General features: G+C 65.3%; 18 protein-coding genes. 3 read left to right on the top strand and 15 right to left on the bottom strand.

Annotated elements, in window-relative coordinates; all coding sequences use genetic code 11:
- Positions 1-44: 44 nt before the first annotated feature.
- Together ACIBI6_RS13980 and ACIBI6_RS13985 are read right to left on the bottom strand one after the other, a co-directional pair.
- Positions 45-1,424: an aminotransferase class I/II-fold pyridoxal phosphate-dependent enzyme gene (locus tag ACIBI6_RS13980; RefSeq protein WP_396956354.1), complete on the bottom strand. Its 1,380-nt coding sequence runs from the start codon at positions 1,422-1,424 to the stop codon at positions 45-47.
- Between the two features lie 10 nt (positions 1,425-1,434).
- Positions 1,435-7,755 (bottom strand): SDR family NAD(P)-dependent oxidoreductase, encoded by a 6,321-nt coding sequence (locus tag ACIBI6_RS13985; RefSeq protein ID WP_396956356.1) that lies wholly within the window; start codon positions 7,753-7,755, stop codon positions 1,435-1,437.
- 285 nt (positions 7,756-8,040) lie between these two features.
- Between ACIBI6_RS13985 and ACIBI6_RS13990 the strand changes: the two genes are divergently transcribed.
- Positions 8,041-8,580, top strand: coding sequence for a nuclear transport factor 2 family protein (locus tag ACIBI6_RS13990; protein WP_364344818.1), 540 nt, complete (start codon positions 8,041-8,043; stop codon positions 8,578-8,580).
- Here the strand turns inward: ACIBI6_RS13990 and ACIBI6_RS13995 are convergent, their stop codons facing one another.
- The 7 genes from ACIBI6_RS13995 to ACIBI6_RS14025 form a co-directional block, all read right to left on the bottom strand.
- Positions 8,581-9,288, bottom strand: a complete 708-nt coding sequence (locus ACIBI6_RS13995) for a TetR/AcrR family transcriptional regulator (protein ID WP_364344821.1) — start codon at positions 9,286-9,288, stop codon at positions 8,581-8,583.
- 27 nt (positions 9,289-9,315) lie between these two features.
- Positions 9,316-10,944 (bottom strand): MFS transporter, encoded by a 1,629-nt coding sequence (locus tag ACIBI6_RS14000; RefSeq protein WP_396956359.1) that lies wholly within the window; start codon positions 10,942-10,944, stop codon positions 9,316-9,318.
- A 223-nt stretch (positions 10,945-11,167) separates the two neighbouring features.
- Positions 11,168-11,518 (bottom strand): HPF/RaiA family ribosome-associated protein, encoded by a 351-nt coding sequence (locus ACIBI6_RS14005; protein WP_364344827.1) that lies wholly within the window; start codon positions 11,516-11,518, stop codon positions 11,168-11,170.
- 120 nt (positions 11,519-11,638) lie between these two features.
- A complete protein-coding gene (locus tag ACIBI6_RS14010) occupies positions 11,639-12,907 on the bottom strand; it encodes an MFS transporter (protein ID WP_364345206.1) in 1,269 nt (422 codons plus the stop codon).
- A 384-nt stretch (positions 12,908-13,291) separates the two neighbouring features.
- Positions 13,292-13,669: a P-II family nitrogen regulator gene (locus ACIBI6_RS14015; RefSeq protein ID WP_364344830.1), complete on the bottom strand. Its 378-nt coding sequence runs from the start codon at positions 13,667-13,669 to the stop codon at positions 13,292-13,294.
- Positions 13,666-13,851 (bottom strand): hypothetical protein, encoded by a 186-nt coding sequence (locus ACIBI6_RS14020; RefSeq protein ID WP_364344833.1) that lies wholly within the window; start codon positions 13,849-13,851, stop codon positions 13,666-13,668. The genes ACIBI6_RS14015 and ACIBI6_RS14020 overlap by 4 nt, the downstream gene beginning before the upstream one ends.
- Positions 13,852-13,885: 34 nt before the next feature.
- Positions 13,886-14,470 (bottom strand): TetR/AcrR family transcriptional regulator, encoded by a 585-nt coding sequence (locus tag ACIBI6_RS14025; protein WP_396956362.1) that lies wholly within the window; start codon positions 14,468-14,470, stop codon positions 13,886-13,888.
- 91 nt (positions 14,471-14,561) lie between these two features.
- Between ACIBI6_RS14025 and ACIBI6_RS14030 the strand changes: the two genes are divergently transcribed.
- The gene (locus ACIBI6_RS14030) at positions 14,562-15,281 is read left to right on the top strand and encodes an SDR family oxidoreductase (protein WP_364344839.1); all 720 of its coding nucleotides are present in this window, start codon (positions 14,562-14,564) and stop codon (positions 15,279-15,281) included.
- A gap of 63 nt (positions 15,282-15,344) precedes the next feature.
- Here ACIBI6_RS14030 and ACIBI6_RS14035 read toward each other — a convergent pair whose 3' ends face one another.
- Positions 15,345-15,491: a DUF1059 domain-containing protein gene (locus tag ACIBI6_RS14035; protein ID WP_063813334.1), complete on the bottom strand. Its 147-nt coding sequence runs from the start codon at positions 15,489-15,491 to the stop codon at positions 15,345-15,347.
- Positions 15,492-15,793: 302 nt separating this feature from the next.
- On the opposite strand from ACIBI6_RS14035, the gene ACIBI6_RS14040 reads away from it, so the two are divergent.
- Complete coding sequence (locus tag ACIBI6_RS14040) at positions 15,794-16,000, top strand: hypothetical protein (RefSeq protein WP_364344843.1); 207 nt, start codon at positions 15,794-15,796, stop codon at positions 15,998-16,000.
- Positions 16,001-16,244: 244 nt separating this feature from the next.
- Here ACIBI6_RS14040 and ACIBI6_RS14045 read toward each other — a convergent pair whose 3' ends face one another.
- The 5 genes from ACIBI6_RS14045 to ACIBI6_RS14065 all read right to left on the bottom strand — a co-directional run bounded on the left by ACIBI6_RS14045 (position 16,245) and on the right by ACIBI6_RS14065 (position 21,449).
- Positions 16,245-16,901: a TMEM175 family protein gene (locus ACIBI6_RS14045; protein ID WP_364344846.1), complete on the bottom strand. Its 657-nt coding sequence runs from the start codon at positions 16,899-16,901 to the stop codon at positions 16,245-16,247.
- A 329-nt stretch (positions 16,902-17,230) separates the two neighbouring features.
- On the bottom strand, positions 17,231-17,998 hold the full coding sequence (locus tag ACIBI6_RS14050; protein WP_364344849.1) for a 3-oxoacyl-ACP reductase: 768 nt from the start codon (positions 17,996-17,998) through the stop codon (positions 17,231-17,233).
- 10 nt (positions 17,999-18,008) lie between these two features.
- Positions 18,009-19,367 (bottom strand): aldehyde dehydrogenase family protein, encoded by a 1,359-nt coding sequence (locus ACIBI6_RS14055; RefSeq protein ID WP_364344852.1) that lies wholly within the window; start codon positions 19,365-19,367, stop codon positions 18,009-18,011.
- Positions 19,364-20,104, bottom strand: a complete 741-nt coding sequence (locus tag ACIBI6_RS14060; protein WP_364344855.1) for a gamma-glutamyl-gamma-aminobutyrate hydrolase family protein — start codon at positions 20,102-20,104, stop codon at positions 19,364-19,366. Before ACIBI6_RS14060 ends, ACIBI6_RS14055 begins: the two co-directional genes overlap by 4 nt.
- Complete coding sequence (locus ACIBI6_RS14065) at positions 20,085-21,449, bottom strand: glutamine synthetase family protein (protein ID WP_396956367.1); 1,365 nt, start codon at positions 21,447-21,449, stop codon at positions 20,085-20,087. The genes ACIBI6_RS14060 and ACIBI6_RS14065 overlap by 20 nt, the downstream gene beginning before the upstream one ends.
- Positions 21,450-21,460: the final 11 nt, after the last annotated feature.

Consider the following 21,460-nt stretch of genomic DNA (forward strand, 5'->3'; position numbering starts at 1 on the left):
TGGCACCAACGCTTTTCGCAGCAGAGAAGAACTGACCGACAATTTCACGAGTGGTGACTCTCTTCCGTGGTGAGACCGTCGAACACCGACCGCAGGGTGTCCAACGCATGATCGAGCTGCGCCTCGGTATGACGGCAGTTGATGAAGAACCGCAAGCGCGCCTCGCCCTCGGGGACCACCGGATGCCCGATGGCGTTGGCCATCACATTGCGCTCCAGCAGTTCCATCGATGCGCGCACCGCGGGTTCGTTCGCGCCGGTGATGATCGGGGTAATCGGTGTGGCCTGGCCGTTGCCGGTGTCGAAGCCGAGTTCGCGGGCCCGGCGGTGGAAGTACTCGGCGTTGCGGCGCAGTGCCGCCACGCGTTGCGGCTCGTCGTGTAGGACGGCGAGGCCCTCCAGTGCCGCCGCCGCCGCGGACGGTGCGGGTGAGGCCGTGTACATGCTCAGACCGGCGGCGGAGTATTTGAACCCTTCGACGAGTTCGCGATTGGCCGCCAGGTAGCCGCCGACGCTGCCCAGCGCCTTCGACAGTGTGCCCATCCAGACATCGACGGCATCGCCGGGCAGATCGAACAGCTCACGCGCGCCGAGCCCACGCTCGCCGAGAACACCGAAGGAATGCGCTTCGTCGATCATGATCGAGCAGTCGTATTTCCGCGCCACCTCGATGATTTCGGGCAGCCGGACCACATCGCCGTCCATGCTGTACACGCCCTCGATCAGCACGAGGGCCCGATCGAAGCTGCGCCGGGACATCGCCAGAATCGCGTCCAGCGATTCGGGATCGTTGTGCCGGAAGGTGACTCGCTTGCAGCCCGCCCATTCGGTGCCGGAGACGATGCTGTTATGGATCAGTGAGTCGCAGACCGCGATATCGCGCCTCCCGAGCAGGAAGGCGACCGCCGCCGCATTGGTGAGGAAGCCGCTCGCCGTCACGATGGCGGCCTCGGTGTCGTAGATCCGCGCGAGCTCGCGTTCCAACTCCCCGTAGAGCGGTAACTCCCCCGCGACCATCCGGACGGCGGCCGCGGATGTCCCGTAGCGCCCGATCGCGGCGATGGCGGCGGCATGCACGCGCGGCTCGGCGGCCAGATCCAGATAGCCGAAACTGCTGAAATTCAGCATGTCACGGTCCGCGAAGCTGGTCACCGCCCCGCTGATGCCGTCGTGCGGCAGGTAGTACGGATTGAGCACACCGGCCTCGCGGGTCCAGGCGTCGAAAGCGGCGAACTTTTCATTGGCTTCGAGCACACCCGGATGATCACGGAAGGAGGTCTGCAGGCTCGGGCCGCGAGCGGTCCGCACATCGGCCGCACCGCGGTCGGGTCCCGCCGCCGTCGCAGTGGTCGCGCCATTGCCCGCATCGTGCTTGGCCATCAGAGCACGGGCGAGCGCACGGGGATCGATGCTCTCAGTTGTCATGCAGTAGTCCTCACGCTGCTGTCGGTTCGGTACTTGCTTCTTCGTGCGCGATCTGAGCGGCGATCTTGACGCCGAGGCCCGCCAGCGAGAGCCCGGCCCCGATGGACAGGACCGACATCTTGACGCCGAGGCTTTTCACCACGCGCGCACCGAATTCCATGGCCATCAGCGAATCCAGCCCCAACTCCATGGTCGGAGTGGCCAGGTCCACGGTGTCCGCATCGACGCCGAGTACGACCGCGAGTTGTTCGGCGAGCAGACAGGCGACCACCTCGCCGCGAAATTCCGGGTCCAGCGCCAGGATTTCGGCGCGCAGGGCGCTTGTACCCGCCGCGCCACCGCCCGCGGCGGTGACCAGTTCGACGAAACGAGGCGCGCGAGCCGAAGAACGATGCGCGAGTGCCCACTGCGCCCAGTCGATATCGAGCAGGGCGAGCTGGGTGATGTCGAACCGCAGACATTCCCGCAACAGCAGGGTCGCGAAATCCATATCCAGCGAGCCGTATCCGGTCATTTCGGCATAGCGGGACACTGCGCGGGAGTCGGCCATACCGCCGTCGCCGCGCATGAATCCCCAGTCCACAGATAGCGCCGGCCTGCCCTGTGCGCGCCGCGCCCAGGCGAGTGCATCGAGCGCGGAATTGGCTGACGCATAACCCAATTGGGGTGAGAGCCCGGCAATGCCGCTGGCCGAGGAGTAGAGCACGAATAGGTCGAGCTCGACGCCTGCGGCGGTGGTGGCTCTATCGAGATTGGTCGCGCCGATCACCTTCGGATCGAAGATCTCGCGCAGGGATTCGGTGGTGACCTCAGGAATCTCGGTGTTGTTGACCACGCCCGCGGCATGGATCACACCGCGCAACGGTGCACCGCTTGCCTGAATGCGCGCGACGAGGTCGGCGACCGCGTCGTAGTCGGCGACGTCGACGCATTCCTCGCGCACGTCGATTCCTTCGTTCGTGAACCGCGCCAACTGTTCTCGCGCCGTGTCGGTGGACGCGCCATTGCGACCGACGAGCACCAGGTGCCGTACTCCGGCACGCACCAGCTGACGTGCGGTGGCCAGGCCGAAGGCACCGAAGCCGCCGGTCACCAGATAGCTTGCGGCGGGGTCGAATTCGAATTCGCCGGGGATGTGGCGCACCGCCGGATGTGCTTCGCGCAGATCGAGCACCACCCGGCCGATCTGGGCGGAGCGCGCCACAGTTTCGAATGCCGCGGTCAGCTCGTGCAATGCGAACGGTCTGTTCGGCAATGCGGTGTACTCGCCGTGGAACATCGCGTCCACCACGCGCCGGGCCGCCCGGCGGACCTGCTCGGGTCGCCGGGCCAGGATCCGGTCGATATCGACGGCGAAGAAGGCCAGATTCCGGTCGAAGGGGCGCAGGTCGATAGTGCCCGAGCCGTAGATATCGGCCTTGCCGATATCCACGATGCGGCCGAACTCGCCCGCCACCCGGAAGTTCTGCTGCAGGATCTCGCCGGGCGCGGAACTGTAGACGACGTCGACGCCCGCACCGTCGGTCAGGCGCAGCACCTCGTCGACGAAACCGATCGACCGCGAACCCAGCACCTCATGTGCGCCGAGCGCCCGCACCTGGGCGCGCCGCTCCTCGGTGCCGGCGGTGGCGATCACCCGCGCTCCCATCCGCAGCGCGACCTGAACGGCGGCCATGCCCATACCGCCCGCCGCGCCGTGGATCAGCACCGTTTCGCCCGGCTGCACCCGAGCCAGTTCACCGAGCCCGATTTCGGCGGTGAACAGCGGCATTACCGAGGTGCAGTGCAGCGGGTCGAAGGTGCCGGGCGGGAAGATATCCATCCGAGTTGTCGCGCCGGTGTCGGGGCGAATCGTCACATAGCGCTGGACGATTCCGGGTGCCACGACCGAAATCTCATCTCCCGGTGCGATATCGGTGATATCGCCGCCGACGCGGGTCACGACGCCGTAGCCGTCCATGCCGATCTCGGTGCCGAAAAATGTTCCGTCCAGCTCTTTTTCGGTGAGTACACCCAGCACCTTGAGGGTGTCCTTATAGTTCAGGCCGACCGCTTGCATCCGGATTTCGACCTCGTCCGGTCCCGGTGCGATCCGCTCGCAGGTGCGCAGGGCGAGTTCCGGCAGCAGGCGCGAACGTGGAATATCGAGACGGAAGGACTGCTCGGGATCGGTGAGCGGTCGCGGCACATCCCAGCCGGCCAACCGGTCGGTGAGGGTCTGCCGCCAGCGGATCGTCCAGCGCGCGCCCGCGCGCAGCGCCACCTCGTCGGTGGTGGTGTCGGTGTAGATCTGCTCGAGGATGTCGGCCGCCGCGGAGGCGGGTTCGGTATCGACCAGCCGCCACTGTCCGGCCGGAAGTTCGTTGAGCAGTTCGCGGCGCGCGCCGGTCAGGGCCGAATGCTCGAGCCGGGCGAACCGGTCGATCGGCAGGCACAGCGCGTGTTCGGTGACCACGACCGCGTGGATCACGACAGGCAGTTCGTCCGACAGCAGGGCCTTGAGCGCCTGCGCGACCTGTGCGAGCCCGTACACATTGCGCATGCCGTCGAGTTCTGCCCCGGCGACGACAACCAATCGCAGGCACTCGACCTCGGGCCGGGCGTGTGCGGTCCGCAGCAGCTCGAGCAGCTGTTCGGTGTCGGCCGCCGAGGCATGCTCGCCAACCGTGACCACTTCGGCCCGGATGCGCATATTGGCGATTTCCTTGGCCCGCTGGGAGATTTCCGCACCGAGGTTGACGACGAGCAGGAACTCTTCGTCACCGGGCAGGTCTTGCGGTGCCGGTTCCGCGGTGTCCGTCACGATCTCCCACACCGGCTCGTAGAACAGCCGGTCGAGCTGCTCGTAGAGCGACGACCGCGGGGTGAGCGCGCGGAATTGCACCCCTGACATGGTCAGTGCGACATCGCCGCTCGCGGACGCGATGCGGATATCGGCGCGCAGTGGATCATCGGATACGCGGGTGAGGACCACGACCGGATCGGCCGGCATCGGCCCGGTCCACCGGATCCCTTTGATAGCGGACGGCACAACCACATCGGCGTCGTCCTCGGAATCTGCCTGTGTGGCAGCTGTTCTCGCGTACAAAGCGGCGAAGCACTGGAGTGCCGAATCGACTATCGCCGGGTGGGCAAGGTGCCGGTGCCCCGTGGTTACCGACGAATCGAGATGTGCGACAACGCTATCCGTGCCAACCCAGACCTCGCTCAACAACCGGAAAGCAGGGCCGTAGCGAAGTCCGTGCTCGGCCATGCTCTCGTACAGCTCGTCGACGGCGACTTCGACAGCGTCCGCCTGCGGCGCGGTAGCGACGGTGGTGGCGTCGGCATCCGCCTCGATGAGACGTCCATGCGCGTTGAGTGTCCATCCCCCACCGCTAGCGGGTCGGGACTGGATGGTGAACCGGCGGGTGCTCTCTTCCACGCCGATCCGGACGACCGGCACATCGTGCTCGTCGATGACCAGTGGGCTGATGAATTCGACGGATTCCAGCCCGAACGACTCCCGGCCGGTGCGTAACGCGATGGCGCTCATGGCGGTGTCCAGGTAGGCCGCACCCGGCAGCACCACGGCACCGGCCACGACATGATCACGCAACCACGGCAGGTTCGAAACCGACAGTTGCACTTCCCATTCCGTGGCCACCGACGCGGTGCGATCGCCGAGCATCGCGAATCCGTTCGGTGTGCCGATCCGATCCAGCTCCGTTTCCGGCTCCTGGGTCCATACGTACCGGCGCTGCCACGGATAGCGCGGTAGGTCGACATGCCCGGCGCCCGGATCGATCGCGCCGGGCAGGCGGTCACCGTCCAGCGCGCCCGCTCGGTACAACTCGCCGATCGCGGCCAGTGTGTTCTCGCGGTCGTCGCCGCCACGGGTGAGCGTGCTGATGGCGGCACCGGTAACGCCCTGCTGTACAAGGATTTCCCGAATGCTTCCGCTCAATACCGGGTGCGGGCCGACTTCCAGGAAGACTCGGTGTCCGGCATTGAGCAGTTCGCCGATCGCGTCCGCGAACCGGACCTGGTCGCGGACATTGTGAGCCCAGTAATCCGGACCCCAATCCTGTTGTGTCGCTTGCCTACCGGTGACCGTCGAGTAGACCGGGATGGTGGTATCACCCGGTGCGAGCGCCGCCAGTGCGGTTCGCAGATCATCGAGGATCGGGTCCATCAGATGGCTGTGGTACGGGACTTCGACCCGCAGCGCCTTGGCGAAAACACCGTCGGCAGTGAGACGTTCGCCGAGGGCGGCCAATACCTGGCGGTCCCCGGCCAGGGTCACCGCCGACGGGCTGTTCACCGCGGCGATACACACGCCGTCGACGTCCGTCAGCAGTTCGCGCGCTTCGGCCTCGGCCAGCCCGACCGCCAGCATGCCGCCGGTCCCCGCCGTTGTGGCCTGCAGTCGGGACCGGTGGTAGCTGACCGTGACCGCCTCGGCCAGCGATAGCGCACCGGACACGTAGGCGGCCGTCACCTCGCCGACGCTGTGTCCCACCGTGACGGCGGGTCGAATGCCGAACTCGGCGAGTTCGGCCGTCAGCGCGGCCTGAAGCAGGAAGTTGGCCGGTTGCGCGATCTCGGTGCGTGAGATCCGGGACTCCGCCTCGTCGCGGCCCATCTCCTCGAGGATCGACCAGCCCGCGAGTTCGGTGAATTTCCCATCGATTTCGCGCGCTAATTCGGCTGCCGGGCCTTGCCCCGCGAGCAGGTCGCGGCCCATGGCCCACCACTGCGGTCCCATACCGCTGTAGACGAATACCGGGTCGGTGTGTCCTTCCGCGATGGCACGAGCGGGCGGTTGACCACCGCCAGCGGCGAATTCGGCCAGCTGGGAACGCAATTCGCCGATTTCGCGGTAGCGGAAGGCGGTTCGCAACGGGTGATGCGCGCGGCGCACCCAGGCTGCCTCGGTCAGGACGTCGAGCGGTTCGGTGTCAGCCGCGGCCAACAGCCCCGCTGCGAGCGTGCGCAGCGCTGGTTCGCTGCGCGCCGACAGCGGTAGGATCGGCACGCTGTTCTGCCGCATTGTGGTTGCATCGGAACGGGTTTCGTCGGGCGCGGGCCCGATGAGTGCGTGCGCGTTGGTGCCGCCGTAGCCGAAGCTATTGACCGCCACCAGCGGCCGGAGCAGCGGTTCGGCCGTCATCGGCACCCGCAGCCGCAGTTCGTCGAACGGGATCTCGGGATTGAGCTGGTCCAGCCGGGCCTGCGGCGCGATCGTCCGGTGGTGAACGGTCAACGCGGCCTTGATGACTCCGGCCACGCCCGCCGCCGCCTCGGTATGACCGATATTGTTCTTGACCGATCCGACCGGCAGCGGCTCGGTCCGGCCATCGATCGCGCCATACACCTTGCCGAGGGCCGTCATCTCCGCCGGATCGCCGACCGGTGTCCCGGTGCCGTGCGCCTCGACGTAGCCGATCTCATGTGGCGCGATGCCTGCGCTGGTGTGCACGCGCCGGGCAAGTGCTTCCTGCGCTTCGGGATTGGGGACCGGGATGGCCAAGGTGCGGCCGTCCTGGTTCACGCCGCTGCCGCGGACAACAGCATAGATACGGTCACCGTCGCGCACCGCGGCCTCGAGCGGCTTGAGGATCACCACACCCGCACCCTCGCCGCGGCCGTAGCCGTCGGCGGCGGCGTCGAACGATTTGCAGCGACCGTCCACAGACAGGAATCGGCCCTTGCACATGGAGATGAAGGTTTCCGGCTGCAGCATGGCATTGGCGCCGCCGACGATGGCGGCGCTACATTCGCCGAGCGCCAGCGATTGGACGGCCTGGTGCAGTGCCACCAGCGACGACGAGCAGGCGGTGTCGATGGTCATGGTCGGACCGTGCAGGTCGAGCAGGAATGCGATGCGCGCCGAGAGCAGGGTGTGCGAGGAGCTTGTCGGGGTATGACTGTTGATCGCGGAGCGGACCACGTTGCGGCCCACCGCATTGTCGTTCATGAAGCCGCCGACGAAGACGCCGACATCGCGGCCGGCGATCCGCCCGGCCATCCCGCTATCGTCGAGCGCCTCCCATGCGACCTCGAGCAGCAGCCGCTGCTGTGGATCCATGATCGAGGCCTCGCGCTGGGAGATGCCGAAGAAGTCGGCGTCGAACTCCCACAGCGATTGGGTCAGGAATCCGCCGCCGCGGGTGTACATCCGGCCGGGCGCATCCGGATCCGGATCGTAGAACTTGTCCAGGCTCCAGCGATCCGGCGGCACCTCGACGATGCCGTCGCCCTTGCCGATCACGAAATCCCAAAAGGCACCCGGACCATCGATCCCACCCGGAAATCGACAGCCGATACCGACGATTGCTGCATCGGACATTGCGCAGTCCTCGATTTCTACCCTGAGCATTGAACGGTAGGCAGCATACTTTCGATATTCGATCGGCAGCGCAAAATGACTGAAACCTGTTGCAACCACGGCCGATTGTGGTCCACATCGTGAAATTACGGTGTTATCGGACAGGCCATGACATTGTTATTGCCGAGGCGGACACTGTTATACGTCGGAGCACCTGCCAGCCGACTCGAATAATAACAATGTCATGGGCTCGAATTACATTGTTATTCGAACCCATGACATTGTTATCCAAGTACGGTGGCGGCCATGAACTCTGGTGAATTCGCCCTCGACCCGGCCGCCGAGCCCATCGAGGACACCGACTGGCTGCGCGAGTTCGTCGAGCGCTATATCGCCGGTTGGAACACCGGCGACGGCGACGCGGTAGCAGCCTGCGTCACCGAGGACACCCGCTGGCTCGACCCGTCCGAGGGCGAGCTGATCATCGGCCGCGCCGGGGTCGCGAAGTTCGTGCACGACACCAAACGCGCATTTCCGGATGTCAACTACACCACCGTCTTCGAGCCGGTCGTCACCTCGGACGCGCTGGCGGCAATCGTGCCTTGGCGAATGACGGGCACCCACCTCGGCATGATCGACCCGCCCGGATTCGCTGGCACCAATAAGAAATTCGACCTGTTCGTGGTCGACATCTGGCAGTTCCGCTCCGGACTCATCTGGCGCAGCAAGGCCACCTGGGATCTGAACGAGCTACTGCTGCAACTCGAATTGCTGCCCAAGCGCAACGGTTTCGCCGAGCGCGCAATGGCCCGCGCCCAGCGCCTCGCGGTCAAACTGCGTGGCTGATCAGGTGTGCGGACCGGTCAGCGCGGTGACCTGTTCGAGGGCGCGCGCCACCGACCGCTCGATTGTCGCGCGTTCGGCGCCCATGCCGATCAGAATGTTGACGATCGAGGGCAACAGCACCTCCGACACACCCTGGTCGCCATACAGGCCAGCCATATCCAACTGGATGAACCCGTACAGCCCGGTCCAGAACTGTGCCGCGGCCGAGCGCTCGTTCGTGCTGTGCAACAGATTCGCCTCCAGTGCCCGCCGGGTCGCGCGCACCACGAAATCGAAGCTCTCCGAGAAGTTCTCGAAGTCAGAATCGCTGCTATCGGCCAGCACATTGCCGCGGTGCACCTTGACCTCCGCCTTCGGTGACTCGGTGGCGAACATCAGCCGGAACAGCTCGGGTTTACGCAGCGCCTCATCGCGAAAGATGAAGCCGAGCACAAGGATTTCGGCGATCGGATCGTCGGTGATCTCGCATTCGTCCAGCCGCGCGACCAATTGCGCGAAACCTTCCGAGCCGACCGCCTGGATCAAGCCGGGCATACCGCTGAAGTTGGAATAGATCGCCATGGTCGAGACCCCGCATATCCGCGCCACGCGACGCACGGTCAACGAGGCGAGTCCTTCGGTCGAGATGAGTTGGACTGTGGCCGCTATCAGGCGATTGCGCATCGAGCCGGTTAGTGCGGGTTCCAACGCTGTTGCAGTGTCGATCATTACCTCACCTAGCAGTGCTTGTGCTTGCTATGCCGCCGCGACGCCCAACTCGTCGGCGGTGATCTGTTCCAGTGGCTTGCGCCGGGTCTCGACGATGAACCCGACGGCCACCACCGCCGCGATCGCGATCGGCGCCGCGCTGATGAGCGCGGTCACCGCGATCGACGGCGTGGCGACTGCGAGCACCACCAGCGCGACGACCAGCACACCGCCCGCCTTGGTCATCGCCGCCGCGACACCGCTGCCGCGGGACCGGATCCGAGTCGGGTAAACCTCCGCGCCGTAGGCCACGATGACCGCGACTACCGAACTGGAACCCCAGATCGGCACCACGAGAAGGGCATACAGCAGAGTGGTGTTCTCGGCGACGTGATCGCCGAGGATTACGAACCCGCCGAGCGCGACGGCGAGCAGCGCGCTGAGCGTGATCAGCGTCCATTTGGTGGAGCGGTGGTAGCAGTAGGCGACCAGGAAGTTGAGCGGGAAGCCGATCAGCGCGGAGTCACGCAGGATCTTGTCGGCGGTGACGCCGGTGAAGCCCAGGCTGCGCAGATTCGTCGGCAGCCAGAGCTGGAAGCCGTAGGTGACCAGTCCGACCCCGAGTCCCAAAAGAGCTAGCACGATGGTCATTCCGGCGAAGGGGCGGCGCAGCAACTGACCGAACCCGCCCTGCAGATCATCCTCGGCGGCGAATTCCGGCTGCTCGACCGCGATGACCTCGGCATTGTAGGTGCGCAGCACCTCTTCGGCTTCGCGGTGCCTGCCGATGGCCATCAGGAACCGCGGCGACTCCGGAATCCAGCGGACCAGCAGCACCAGCAGCAGTCCGGTGGGCAAGCCGATCAGCCACAGGCTGCGCCAGCCGTAGGTCTCGCCGATCGTCGACGACAGCCAGCTGGTGATGACGTAGGCACCGGCGATATCGCCGCCGATCAGCACCAGCAGCCAACCGCGGTGGCGCGCCGGGATGGTCTCCGAGAGGAGCGTGAAGGCGATCGGCAGCATGCCGCCCGCGCTCAGGCCCATGATGAAGCACATCGCGACATTCAGCTCGAAGGTGGGCATGGCACCGCAGATCGCGGTTCCCACGAAGAAGATTCCGGCCAGCAGGATCGCCGCCTTGCGCCCGATGCGGTCGCCGAGCCAGCCCCACAGGAACGACCCGAGCACCGTGCCGGTGAGACCGGATAGTGGCAGCAGTGCCACCGGTAGCGCGTCCAGGTGCGGACTCGCCGGTGTGCGCAGGTGGTACTCCGCGCCGACACCCGGAACGACGAAGGCCAGGGTTGTCGGCTTCATCACGTCGATGGTGATCGCGGCGGCCATGATCAGCAGTAGCACCACATGCACCCGGTTGATCGGCGCGTCGTCGAGTGCTCGCACCCGCAGCCCGGCCACCGTATCGTGCACCGCGCGCCGCGGAAACAGACCGTAAGTTGTGACGCCCAAACCGATCACGATCAGGATCATCCCGGTGATCATGGCGCCGTCCATGGGCATGCCCACCAACCGATAGCCCATATCGCGGGCCATGACATACATCGGAAGGTGCAGGGCGGTGCCGAGCACCGTCAACACCAGACCGAACCAGAAAGCTCCCGTACGCCGACGGTTGATCGGATCCTCCGATCGATGCGCGATATCGACGGCGCTCAACAGACATCACCGAACCCTGATCAGCCCCCCGTACACCAGTTACCGATCGGTATTACACACGAGTTCTGTGCCGGTGTGGGCTTTTTAATCTGTTCGGCATCAACAAGTTCGGGACGCGGCGGAGTTACCTATGAGAATGGTTACGACCGCAGTCGGGAGGGTAACCTGCTGCGCCTATATCACAAAACCTTCCCACTGGTGGAAATATGGCCGAGGTCGACTATTATTCGACGCCCAAGTGCCTGATGGATTCGCCACCCTTCGTGTGATGCAGGCGGCCGAAACGACTGTCGAGGAGGTTCGCCATAGCGTCGGCGGCGCCGGTATAAGCCTCTTCGACCGAAGCCGCGCGATGGGTTACCGCGACCGGAGGCTGACCGGATATCCGGGCCTCCAATACGCACTGCTTATCATCCGGGCCGCCCTTATCGGCGTTCAGATCGGTCAGGTGGACTTCCAGTCGGGTGAGTTGCTCACCGAAGCGATCGAGTGTCGAGGAGAGCGTCGATTCCACGCGCTCGGCCAGCGACGCGCCGCCGTGGATATTGCTGCCGGTGTTGACCTGAATCTGCACGAGCGTCTCCAATCCGATAGGTGTTCGCCCACGGTCACCGACCCGCAGAGCGCGAACTCGGCAATCCGTCAGCAATGCCGACACTACTCGCGTCGGTGCGTGCCCAGCAGATTCCCGAGTTCAGACCGGCTGCGCCGCGATCGGCGGCTTCAGCACCTGAGCGTCGGGAACAACGGTGCCGCGCAACGAGGTTCCCGCGGTCTCGCGCAGGAACGACCAGGCGACGAGTCCGATCAGGCTGGCGCCGACCATATACGCGGCCGGGAACAGCGACCAGCCGGTCGATTCGATCGCGGCCTCGTTGACCAGTGGAGCGGTGCCGCCGAATGCGGCGGTGGAGATGTTGTAGCCGAGGGCGAAACCCGCATAGCGCACATGTGTCGGGAAGATCGCCGGGAAGGTCGAGCTGATGGTCGCCAGCTGCGGCACGTACAGCAGGCCGAGCACGATGAATCCGGTAATGGCCCAACCGGTTCCCTGCCCCATCAGCCAGTACATGGGCAGCGCGAGTACCGCGAGTCCGACCAGCGAGACCAGCCACAGCGGACGGCGGCCGACCCGGTCGGACAGCCTGCCGAAGAACGGCAGCACGATCATCATCACCAACTGCCCGATCAGCATCATGGCGGTGGTGGTCGATTCGCCGACGCCGATGGTGTTCTGCAGGTAGGTCGGTTGATAGGTGAGCAGGGTGTAGTTCACCACGTTCAGGGCGACCACCAGGCCGATCAGCGTCAGGGTTTCGCGGCGATAGGTGGTCAGCACCTCCCATACGCCGCCCGGCGGGTGCGGTTTATCGGCCACCTCGGCGAAGACCGGCGACTCGTCCAGATGTGAGCGCAGATACCAGCCGATCAGGCCGAGCGGCACCGCGAACAGAAACGGCAGACGCCAACCCCAGTCGTGCATCGCATCCGAACCGAAGATGAGCTGGCACAGCAGCACGACCGACGAGCCGCCGACGAATCCGCCGAGGGTGCCGAATTCCAGGAAGCTGCCGAGGAATCCGCGCCTGCGGTCATTGGCGCATTCCGCCAGATATGTTGCGGCACCGCCATATTCGCCGCCGGTCGAGAAGCCTTGCACCACCCGCAGGGCGATGAGCAGAACCGGCGCGAACCAACCGATCTGAGCATGGGTCGGGAGCAGACCGATGCATCCAGTCGCACCCGCCATCAACAGAATTGTGGTGGCCAGCACGACTTTTCGGCCGAGTCGGTCGCCGAGCGGTCCCCAGACCATGCCGCCCAGCGGGCGCAGCAGGAAGGAGATGGCGAAGCCGAGCATGGTGCCGAGGGTGCCGAGTTCACCCGGGAAGAATGCGTCAGTGAGGTAGGTGGCGGTCGCGGCGTAGACGCCGTAGTCGAACCATTCGGTGGCATTGCCCATCGCGGACGCGGCGACCGATCGGCGTAGCGTTTTCTTCTCCGATTCGCGATCCGTCACCTGCGCCTCCTCACCAGCCCCGGTCACGGGCCTCGATTCGTTCGACCGGCCCGATCCGATTTTTCCGAGTTCAAGCACGGAATTAACCGGTACCCACGTTCCAAACTGGGCAAACAAGCGGCGGGCCCGCCGAGGTGGCGACGGGCCCGCCGCCACCTGCGGAATCGATGGCAAATGTGAGCATGGTCACACTTGCGTTTTTGGGCAACGAATGCTGTTCGTTGCCAGCCCTTCTGGGGCATAGCGAACCCAGCATCTTCCGCGAGCGGACCAACTCGCCTTCCGCACCCGGATGACGCGCCCCTCATCCTCGCGAGCGAGGCCGATTCACAACGAGCGCGCGTCGATCATCCAGATCTGAATTCCGGACGGCCTGGCATTCTCACCGATCCGATCGATCAACCGGACCAGATCGGCGACATCGTCATTCTTGGCAAGCAATTCGATGCGCAGCCCCGCCTCGACATCGGTGACGAATTCTTGGCCCCGATAGCGTTCGACTCGACTGGCCCGGTCGTCCACCCGGTAGACCTGGCACACCACCATCCGCCGCACGCCGAACATGGCCAGCGCCTGCTTGATGTGGTCGAAGAGGGCGGCGGGCAAAACCAACGTGATGAGCTTCGCATCGACGCCGTCACCTGGGCTCATCGGGTCATCGATGCCGTACCCGACACTGCCCTGGAGATGGATGGTGGCATTCACGTGGCCGCCTGGTTCCCGGGCGCCTCACCCGATGGTTTGTCCGGCGCCGGCTTGGGCAGGGCGGGCGCAGCGGGGAACGTCCCCACATGGGCGGAGACCAGGGTCCAGTCCGGATAGTCCGCTTCTTCGCGGGCCGCGACATCACCGGTCTCCAATACATGGTCCGGCATGCGCAGACTCATGGACAACCCAAGATCTTCAGGATTACAAAGGATCTCACGGCGCGAGCATCGTCGCGACACTGCGCGTGGCATCCTCCGCGAGCGCGGCGTTCACCGGCGCATGGTGACTGAGCAGTCGGTACCACATAGCACCGAAGACGAAATCGACGACGAGATCCAGCGGGACCGACGCAGTCAGCGTTCCGGCGTCGACACCGCGCTGGAGCAGTGCGCGCAGTGTCGCTCGTCGCGGGCCGATCACGGTGTCCTGCAATCGTTTGGACAGGGCTGGATCGCGCTGTGCGTCGGCCATCAGACCGACCAGCGCCTGACCCGTCACTTTCTGGGCGAGTTCGAACGTGGCCGTGAGCAGGCGCTCGACCGCGACGAGCACATCCACCGATTCGTCCGAAACCCGCAGCGCCGCATGCTCTTCGGCCAATCCGATCAGCGCCTCGATCAGAATCGAGGCCTTATCCGGCCACCAGCGGTACACCGTCTGCCGCCCGACGCCGGCCCCGTCCGCGATGGCCTTGATGGTCAGGTCTTGGTAGCCGTCCCGCTCGCAGAGCTGCAGCGCCGTGTGCAGGATCGCGCGCCTGGCGTCCTCGCTGCGGGGTCGACCGCGGGTTCCTGTCATGCGCATCACTTTACAAGACACTGTGCCTCGAATATATTAACGAGGCACGGTGGTTCGAAAATCATCGTGATTCGAACTTCAGGAGGATCTTGTGAACAACAAAGTCGTCATCGTTGGCGGAACCTCTGGAATCGGCCTGGCGACCGCTCGCCGACTCGCCGCGCACGGCGCGCAGGTCGTCATCGCCGGACGCAACGAAGAACGACTCGCCGCCGCACTTGCCGACCTCGGCCCGCAGGTCACCGGCAAGGTCGTGGATGCGCGTGCCGAAAATGAATTGGCACAGCTGTTTTCGGAGGTCGGACCGGTCGACCATGTGGTAGTTACCGTGACCGGACCGTCCGGCACCACCCCGTTCCGCGAACTCGGCCTGGACCATCTGCAGGCCCACGTCTCCGGCAAACTTGTGCCGCACGTCGCCACCATTCAGGCGGCGCTGCCGCACCTCGCGCAGGACGGATCCATCACACTGGTCTCCGCCGCATCCGCGGGCGGCGCCATGCCGACAACCGCCGCACTGGCCGCCGTCAATGCCGGTGTCGAGGCCATCGTCCCCGTGCTCGCGGTCGAACTGGCACCCGTCCGCGTGAACGCCGTATCCCCGGGTGTGATCGACACCGAATGGTGGAGTTTTCTCCCCGAGGATGCCCGCGCCGAGGTGTTCGCCGGAATCGCGGCGCAGACTCCGGTCGGCCGGATCGGCAGCGCGGACGATATCGCCAAGGCCATCGAATTCCTCACCGACAACACCTTCACCACCGGCGTGGTGGTTCGGGTGGACGGCGGCGCACGCCTGGGCTCCCCCAAATAATCCACCTCACCCGGCCTTTCGTCACGAACGTGTTCGCGTGACGAAAAGCCGGGGTGTGGTGAATCAGTAAGCGATGAACAGAATTTCATCCCGGGAATAGTCGTGCCCCGGGTGGTTCGCGGCCAGATGCGCTTTGGTCTTCTCGACCAGGTCGTCCTCATCCGTCCCGACGATCTGTTCGCCGCAGGGGCAGTTCAGATTTCGCTTCATCAGCGGTCCTTCCTTCTCCCCGTCAGTCTAAGCACGCGCCGCACGCACGAGCCGATGCATACCCTATCCGGGCCAAGCTCGGCACCGTCGGATTCTGCCATCCCATTCGGCGCCCGGGTTGTAGCTGCAAGCCCTGTCGTGTAATTCGGCCGAGACGGGCACGCCTGATTCGTCCGTCGCGCCGCGTCGATCGACGGCGGCCGATACCGGACGAAACGGCCCATCACGGCCCGAACATAATCCGGCGGCCTCGAACTCGGCACCGCGCTCGAAAGGGCGCAGAATGGGAGCAGGAGGTCATGATGCAACTGCTAAAGGGCCTGCTCGGCGTGGTGTTGGGGATCGTGACAGCCGTGCTCGGCACGGTAGTCGGGATCCTCGCGGCCGTGGTCTGGCTCGTCGGCGCGGTGCTGTGCGTGACGGTGCTCCTCATTCCGTTGGGGCTCCCTGTCATGCGGCTCGCCCGCCGCCTGTTCACGCTCGCTGGGCAGCTGATGCACCTTCCCTGAAGACCGTCCTGGGCTCTTCGACGTCGGACGCGCCGCCGAATTTCCGCGTGCCACCACAGGCATCGGCGCACCTGCCGACCACCTACCGCAGCGGCACCGGCCACGACAGGCATTGCCAGGGGCATGCCATCCCATTCAACGAGAAACGGCTCGGCGTGCGCAACGGGAGTTCCACACAGCCGAGCCTGGGCCGCGATGGCGGCAGTCGAATATGCCGGCTCGACCGTGAGACGCACACGTCGACCTATTCGGTGTCCTGCGCGGACTGCTTCGCCCACCCCTGGCTGGTAATGGCGTAGAAGATGGCGATGAGCAGGTAGAGGATGAGGGCGACGACGGGCCAGAAGAGGCCTACGGCTATGCAGAGGGCGTAGATGAGGATGCCAGGGTAGGCGCGGGTGGTTTCGCGGCGGGCGAAGGCTGCGTCGTAGCCGGGTTCGAAGAGTTCGGGATGGTGCACCAGGCGCCACCACAAGGGGGCCCAGGGGATGGTCATCATGACGCCCGCGATCCCGTAGACGGCGGCGGCCGCGGCGGCGTCGCGATGTTCGCCGTGAACCACGTATTCGGCGAGAAGGCCAGTGGGGAAAGGCAACACGGAGACGCCGAGCAGCAGCATCAGGTTCCACCAACGGATCACGTGATCGAGATGGTGGAGGCGACCGAAGAAGCTGTGGTGGTTCATCCAGATGATGCCGATGGTGAGGAATGAAGCCAGATATGCCACATACGACGGCCAGATGTGGCCGAGCGCTTCGAGCAGGTGGCCCGGTTCGTGCTCGGGCACCCGAATCTCGAGGATCAGCAGGGTGATCGCGATGGCCATCACGCCATCGCTGAATGCCTCCACCCGGGCGGTGCCCGATAAATGCGCGCTCGGGAACTGCCCTTCGTCGACCATATGTGCAGGGTAACGCTGTGGCGTTACCCATGCCCTTGCTATCGCTGTGAGCGTAGCGCCGTTATGATCCGGCGCTACGCGTACTCAATTCCCTTGATCCGGCTGCGGATACGATCCCGGTCCGCTGCCGTCGCTGCGGCTGAACACCGGGCGAAAATCGGCACCGCCGGTGTCGGTTTGGACGGACGGCTCCGGCGACAGGGCGTCGTGGCTGAACAACCCGGGCGATCGCCCATCTTCCGTACTCATCTCACGAGCCTCCCTCTGATCGGCGACGTATGGCGGACCCTGGCTCGCTGCTCAGCGGTCCGCCCGGATCAACCGTACCTTTACAACGGTGTGACGTACGCGCCGGAGATGCCACCGTCCACCAGGAACTGCGATGCGGTGATGAACGAGGAGTCGTCGCTGGCCAGAAATGCGACGGCCGCGGCGATTTCCTCCGGCTCGGCGAAGCGCCCGACGGGGATGTGCACCAGGCGGCGCGCGGCGCGTTCGGGGTCCTTCGCGAACAGCTCCTGCAGCAGCGGCGTATTCACCGGTCCGGGACACAGCGCGTTGACCCGAATACCGTTGCGCGCGAACTGCACTCCGAGTTCACGACTCATCGCCAGCACACCGCCCTTGGATGCGGTGTAGGAGATCTGCGAGGTCGCCGCACCCATGACCGCGACGAACGACGCGGTATTGATCACCGAGCCCTTCCCCCGCTCCAGCATGTGATTGATGGCGTACTTGCTGCACAGATACACCGAGGTCAGATTGACCTCCTGCACCCGACGCCAGGCCTCGATGCCGGTGGTCAGGATCGAATCGTCTTCCGGCGGTGAGATTCCGGCATTGTTGAAGGCGATATCGAGTCCGCCGTAGGTGTCGACGGCGGTCTGGAACATGGCCTCGACCTGAGCCTCGTCGGTGACGTCCACCTTCACGAACAGGCCCCCCGCTGCACTGGCCGCGGCCTGTCCCGCGGCGGCATCGACATCGGCGACGACGACCTTGGCGCCTTCGGCCGCGAAACGGCGCACCGTGGCGAGGCCGATACCGCTCCCACCACCGGTGACGACGGCGACTCGATCCTGTAAGCGCTGCAACACATCTCCTTAACTAGGTGGCGATGAAGACGTTCTTGGTCTCGGTAAAGGCAAGTGCTGCATCGGGTCCGAGTTCGCGCCCGAGGCCGGACTGTTTGAATCCGCCGAACGGCGTCCAATACCGCACCGAGGAATGCGAATTCACCGACAGATTCCCGGCCTCCACACCACGCGACACCCGCAGCGCCCGGCCGACATCATTGGTCCAGATGGAGCCGGACAGACCGTATTCGGTGTCATTGGCAATGCGAAGGGCATCGGCCTCGTCTTCGAACGGCACCACTGCGACCACCGGCCCGAAGACCTCCTCGGTGAGCACCCGATCCGATGGCGCGTCGGGGAGCACAACCGTTGGCGGATACCAGAATCCGGGACCGTCGGGCTGCGTGCCGGTGAATGCGACCTTGGTGGACGGCTCGACGAACGAAGCCACCCGGTCCCGATGCGCGGCCGAAATCAACGGCCCCATTTCGGTGGACTCATCGCCCGGATCACCCACCCGAACGCCACGAACCGCCGGTTCCAACAACGCCAAGAATCTGTCGAAAACACTGCGCTGCACCAGAATTCGCGATCGCGCACAGCAATCCTGTCCGGCATTGTCGAAAACACCGTAGGGCGCGGTCGCGGCCGCACGCTCCAAATCGGCATCGGCGAAAACGATATTCGCGCTCTTACCACCGAGTTCGAGCGTCACCCGCTTCACCTGACGCGCACATCCGGCCATGATCTCCTTGCCCACCTCGGTGGACCCGGTGAAGACCACCTTCCGCACGGCCGGATGGGTCACGAACCGCTGACCCACCACCGCCCCTTTTCCGGGCAGCACCTGGAAAACCCCTTCCGGCACACCCGCTTCGAGCGCGAGCTCACCCAACCGGATAGCGGTCAGCGGCGTCAGCTCCGCGGGCTTGAGCACCACGGTATTCCCTGCGGCCAGCGCAGGCCCGAACCCCCATGCCGCGATCGGCATCGGGAAGTTCCACGGCACGATCACCCCGACCACGCCGAGCGGTTCGTGGAAGGTGATGTCCACCCCGCCCGCGACCGGAATCTGGTTGCCCAGCAGACGTTCCGGAATCCCCGCCGCGAAATGCAATACATCGCGGACATTGCCCGCCTCCCAGCGTGCATTGCCGATGGTGTGTCCGGCATTGGCGACCTCCAGCTGGGCCAGCTGCTCGAGATTCGCATCGACAGCCTCGGCGAATCGACGCAGCAGCCGAGCACGATCCCCCGGCGCGACCGCGCGCCAATCGGCACCGGCACGCTGCGCCCGCTCGATGGCCGCATCGGCCTCGGCCGCACTCAGCAGCTCGAGCGTCGTGACGACCTGCTCGGTCGCCGGGTTGACCACCTGCGTTGTCGTCACGAATTACGTTCCTTTCGATAGGTGGCCGCCGCCTCGACCAGTGCTCGCATCAGCCGCGTATCGGTCGCGTCCGCCTCCGGATGCCACTGCACACCCACCAGGAACGGACCGTCGGTCGCCTCCGCCGCTTCGATCGTGCCGTCCGAAGCATGTGCGGTCGCGACCAGGCCATCGGCGAGGACGGCGACTGCTTGGTGATGGTGGCAATTCACCTTCACCTCCGGTCCGGCGATCGTGGCGACCAGGCTGTCGGGCACGGTCGTGACCCGGTTCGGGTGAAAACCGCCCGGCGTACCGGAATGGTCGTCGTGGCCGAGCAGATCCGGCAGGTGCTGGATCAACGTGCCGCCGAAGGCGACATTGACCAGTTGCAGGCCGCGACAGATCGCGAGGGTCGGCAGACCGGCCGCGCGCGCCAGGGCGAACAGCTCGAATTCGGAATCGTCGCGGTCGGCGCGGAGTGGGCCGAGGGCCGCATCCGGCGGCGCACCGTAGCGGGCCGGATCGATATCGGCACCGCCGGTCAGCACCAGCCCGTCGAGTCGATCCACCAGCTCCGCGCGCGCCACGCCGGTGGGCGGCAGCAGCACCGGTATACCGCCCGCGCGCTCGACCAGCTGCAGGTAATTGTGCGGCAGTACCGCACTCGGGACATCCCAGGCGCCGAACCGGGCCTGTTCCAGGTAGGTCGGCAGGCCGATGATCGGACGGATCTGCTCAGAGCCGCTCGAAACCACGGATTCGCTCCCAATCGGTGACCGCGGCGTCGAAGGCGTCCAGCTCGACCTGTGCCGCATTCCGGTAATGGTCCACCACGTCGTCGCCGAACGCTGTTCGTGCCACCTTGCTCTCGCCGAACAATTGCGCCGCTTCCCGCAGCGTACGCGGCACCCGCGGGCGCTGGGACCGGTAGGCATTGCCATGGAACTCCGGCTCGAGCGGGAGCGCGTGCTCGATACCGTGCAATCCGGCGGCAATTGTCGCGGCGACGGCCAGATACGGATTCACGTCGCCGCCCGGGATCCGGTTCTCCATCCGCAGGGACAGATCCTGGCCCACCACGCGCAGCGCACAGGTCCGGTTGTCGCGTCCCCAGGCCAGTGCGGTCGGGGCGAAACTTCCTGACACGAATCGCTTGTAGGAGTTGATATTCGGAGCGAGCAGATAGGTGAACTCACGCAGGCAGTCCAGTTGTCCGGCGAGGAAATGCCGCATTAGTGCGGAGGTGCCGTGCGGGCCGTCACCGGCGAATACCGCGGCCCCCGAATCGGCGCGCAGGCTTATATGGATGTGGCACGAATTGCCTTCGCGCTCATTGTATTTCGCCATGAAGCTGAGACTGCGCCGCTCCTGGGCGGCGATCTCCTTGGCGCCATTCTTGTAGATGCTGTGGTTGTCGCAGGTCACCAGCGCCTCGTCATAGCGGAAGGCGATTTCGTGCTGGCCCGGATTGCATTCACCCTTGGCCGATTCGACATACAGTCCCGCACCGGCCATTTCATTGCGAATGCGACGCAATAGCGGCTCGATGCGTGCGGTCCCGAGCATCGAGTAGTCGACGTTGTACTGGTTCGCGGGCCGCAGATCGCGATAGCCGCAGTTCCACGCGTCCTCGTAGCTGTCGTCGAAGACCAGGAACTCGAGTTCGGTCCCGACATAAGCCCGCAGCCCACGCTCGGCCAGCCGCGCCAATTGCGCCCGCAATATCTGCCGCGGCGAAACCGTGACCGCCTGACGTGCGGGTTCCACATGCTCCACATCGCACAGCACCAGCGCGGTTCCCGGCTGCCACGGCACCAGCCGCAGGGTGCTCAGATCCGGCCGCAGTACGAAGTCGCCATAGCCGGTTTCCCAGGAGGAGATCGCATACCCGTCGACTGTGGCCATATCGACATCCACCGCGAGCAGATAGTTGCACGCCTCGGTCGCGTGCCCGATCACCTCGTCCAGAAAAAACCTTGCCGCACAACGCTTTCCCTGCAATCGGCCCTGCATATCGGTCATTGCCACCAGCACCGTGTCGATCTCCCCGGCCTCGACGAGCGCCCGCAACTGCACTAGCTCCAGCATCCCCGTACGCATCGATAACCCCT

The organism is Nocardia sp. NPDC050412, assembly GCF_044458825.1.
In the GTDB taxonomy this organism is placed as follows: Bacteria; Actinomycetota; Actinomycetes; order Mycobacteriales; family Mycobacteriaceae; genus Nocardia.

Coding starts and splice junctions, on each gene's coding strand:
- ACIBI6_RS14025 (WP_396956362.1), bottom strand. CDS start 14,470: ATGACAGGAACCCGCGGTCGACCCCGCAGCGAGGACGCCAGGCGCGCG.
- ACIBI6_RS13990 (WP_364344818.1), top strand. CDS start 8,041: ATGAACTCTGGTGAATTCGCCCTCGACCCGGCCGCCGAGCCCATCGAG.
- ACIBI6_RS13985 (WP_396956356.1), bottom strand. CDS start 7,755: ATGTCCGATGCAGCAATCGTCGGTATCGGCTGTCGATTTCCGGGTGGG.
- ACIBI6_RS14045 (WP_364344846.1), bottom strand. CDS start 16,901: ATGGTCGACGAAGGGCAGTTCCCGAGCGCGCATTTATCGGGCACCGCC.
- ACIBI6_RS14010 (WP_364345206.1), bottom strand. CDS start 12,907: ATGGGCAATGCCACCGAATGGTTCGACTACGGCGTCTACGCCGCGACC.
- ACIBI6_RS14020 (WP_364344833.1), bottom strand. CDS start 13,851: ATGAGTCTGCGCATGCCGGACCATGTATTGGAGACCGGTGATGTCGCG.
- ACIBI6_RS14035 (WP_063813334.1), bottom strand. CDS start 15,491: ATGAAGCGAAATCTGAACTGCCCCTGCGGCGAACAGATCGTCGGGACG.
- ACIBI6_RS13995 (WP_364344821.1), bottom strand. CDS start 9,288: ATGATCGACACTGCAACAGCGTTGGAACCCGCACTAACCGGCTCGATG.
- ACIBI6_RS13980 (WP_396956354.1), bottom strand. CDS start 1,424: ATGACAACTGAGAGCATCGATCCCCGTGCGCTCGCCCGTGCTCTGATG.
- ACIBI6_RS14040 (WP_364344843.1), top strand. CDS start 15,794: ATGCAACTGCTAAAGGGCCTGCTCGGCGTGGTGTTGGGGATCGTGACA.
- ACIBI6_RS14065 (WP_396956367.1), bottom strand. CDS start 21,449: ATGCGTACGGGGATGCTGGAGCTAGTGCAGTTGCGGGCGCTCGTCGAG.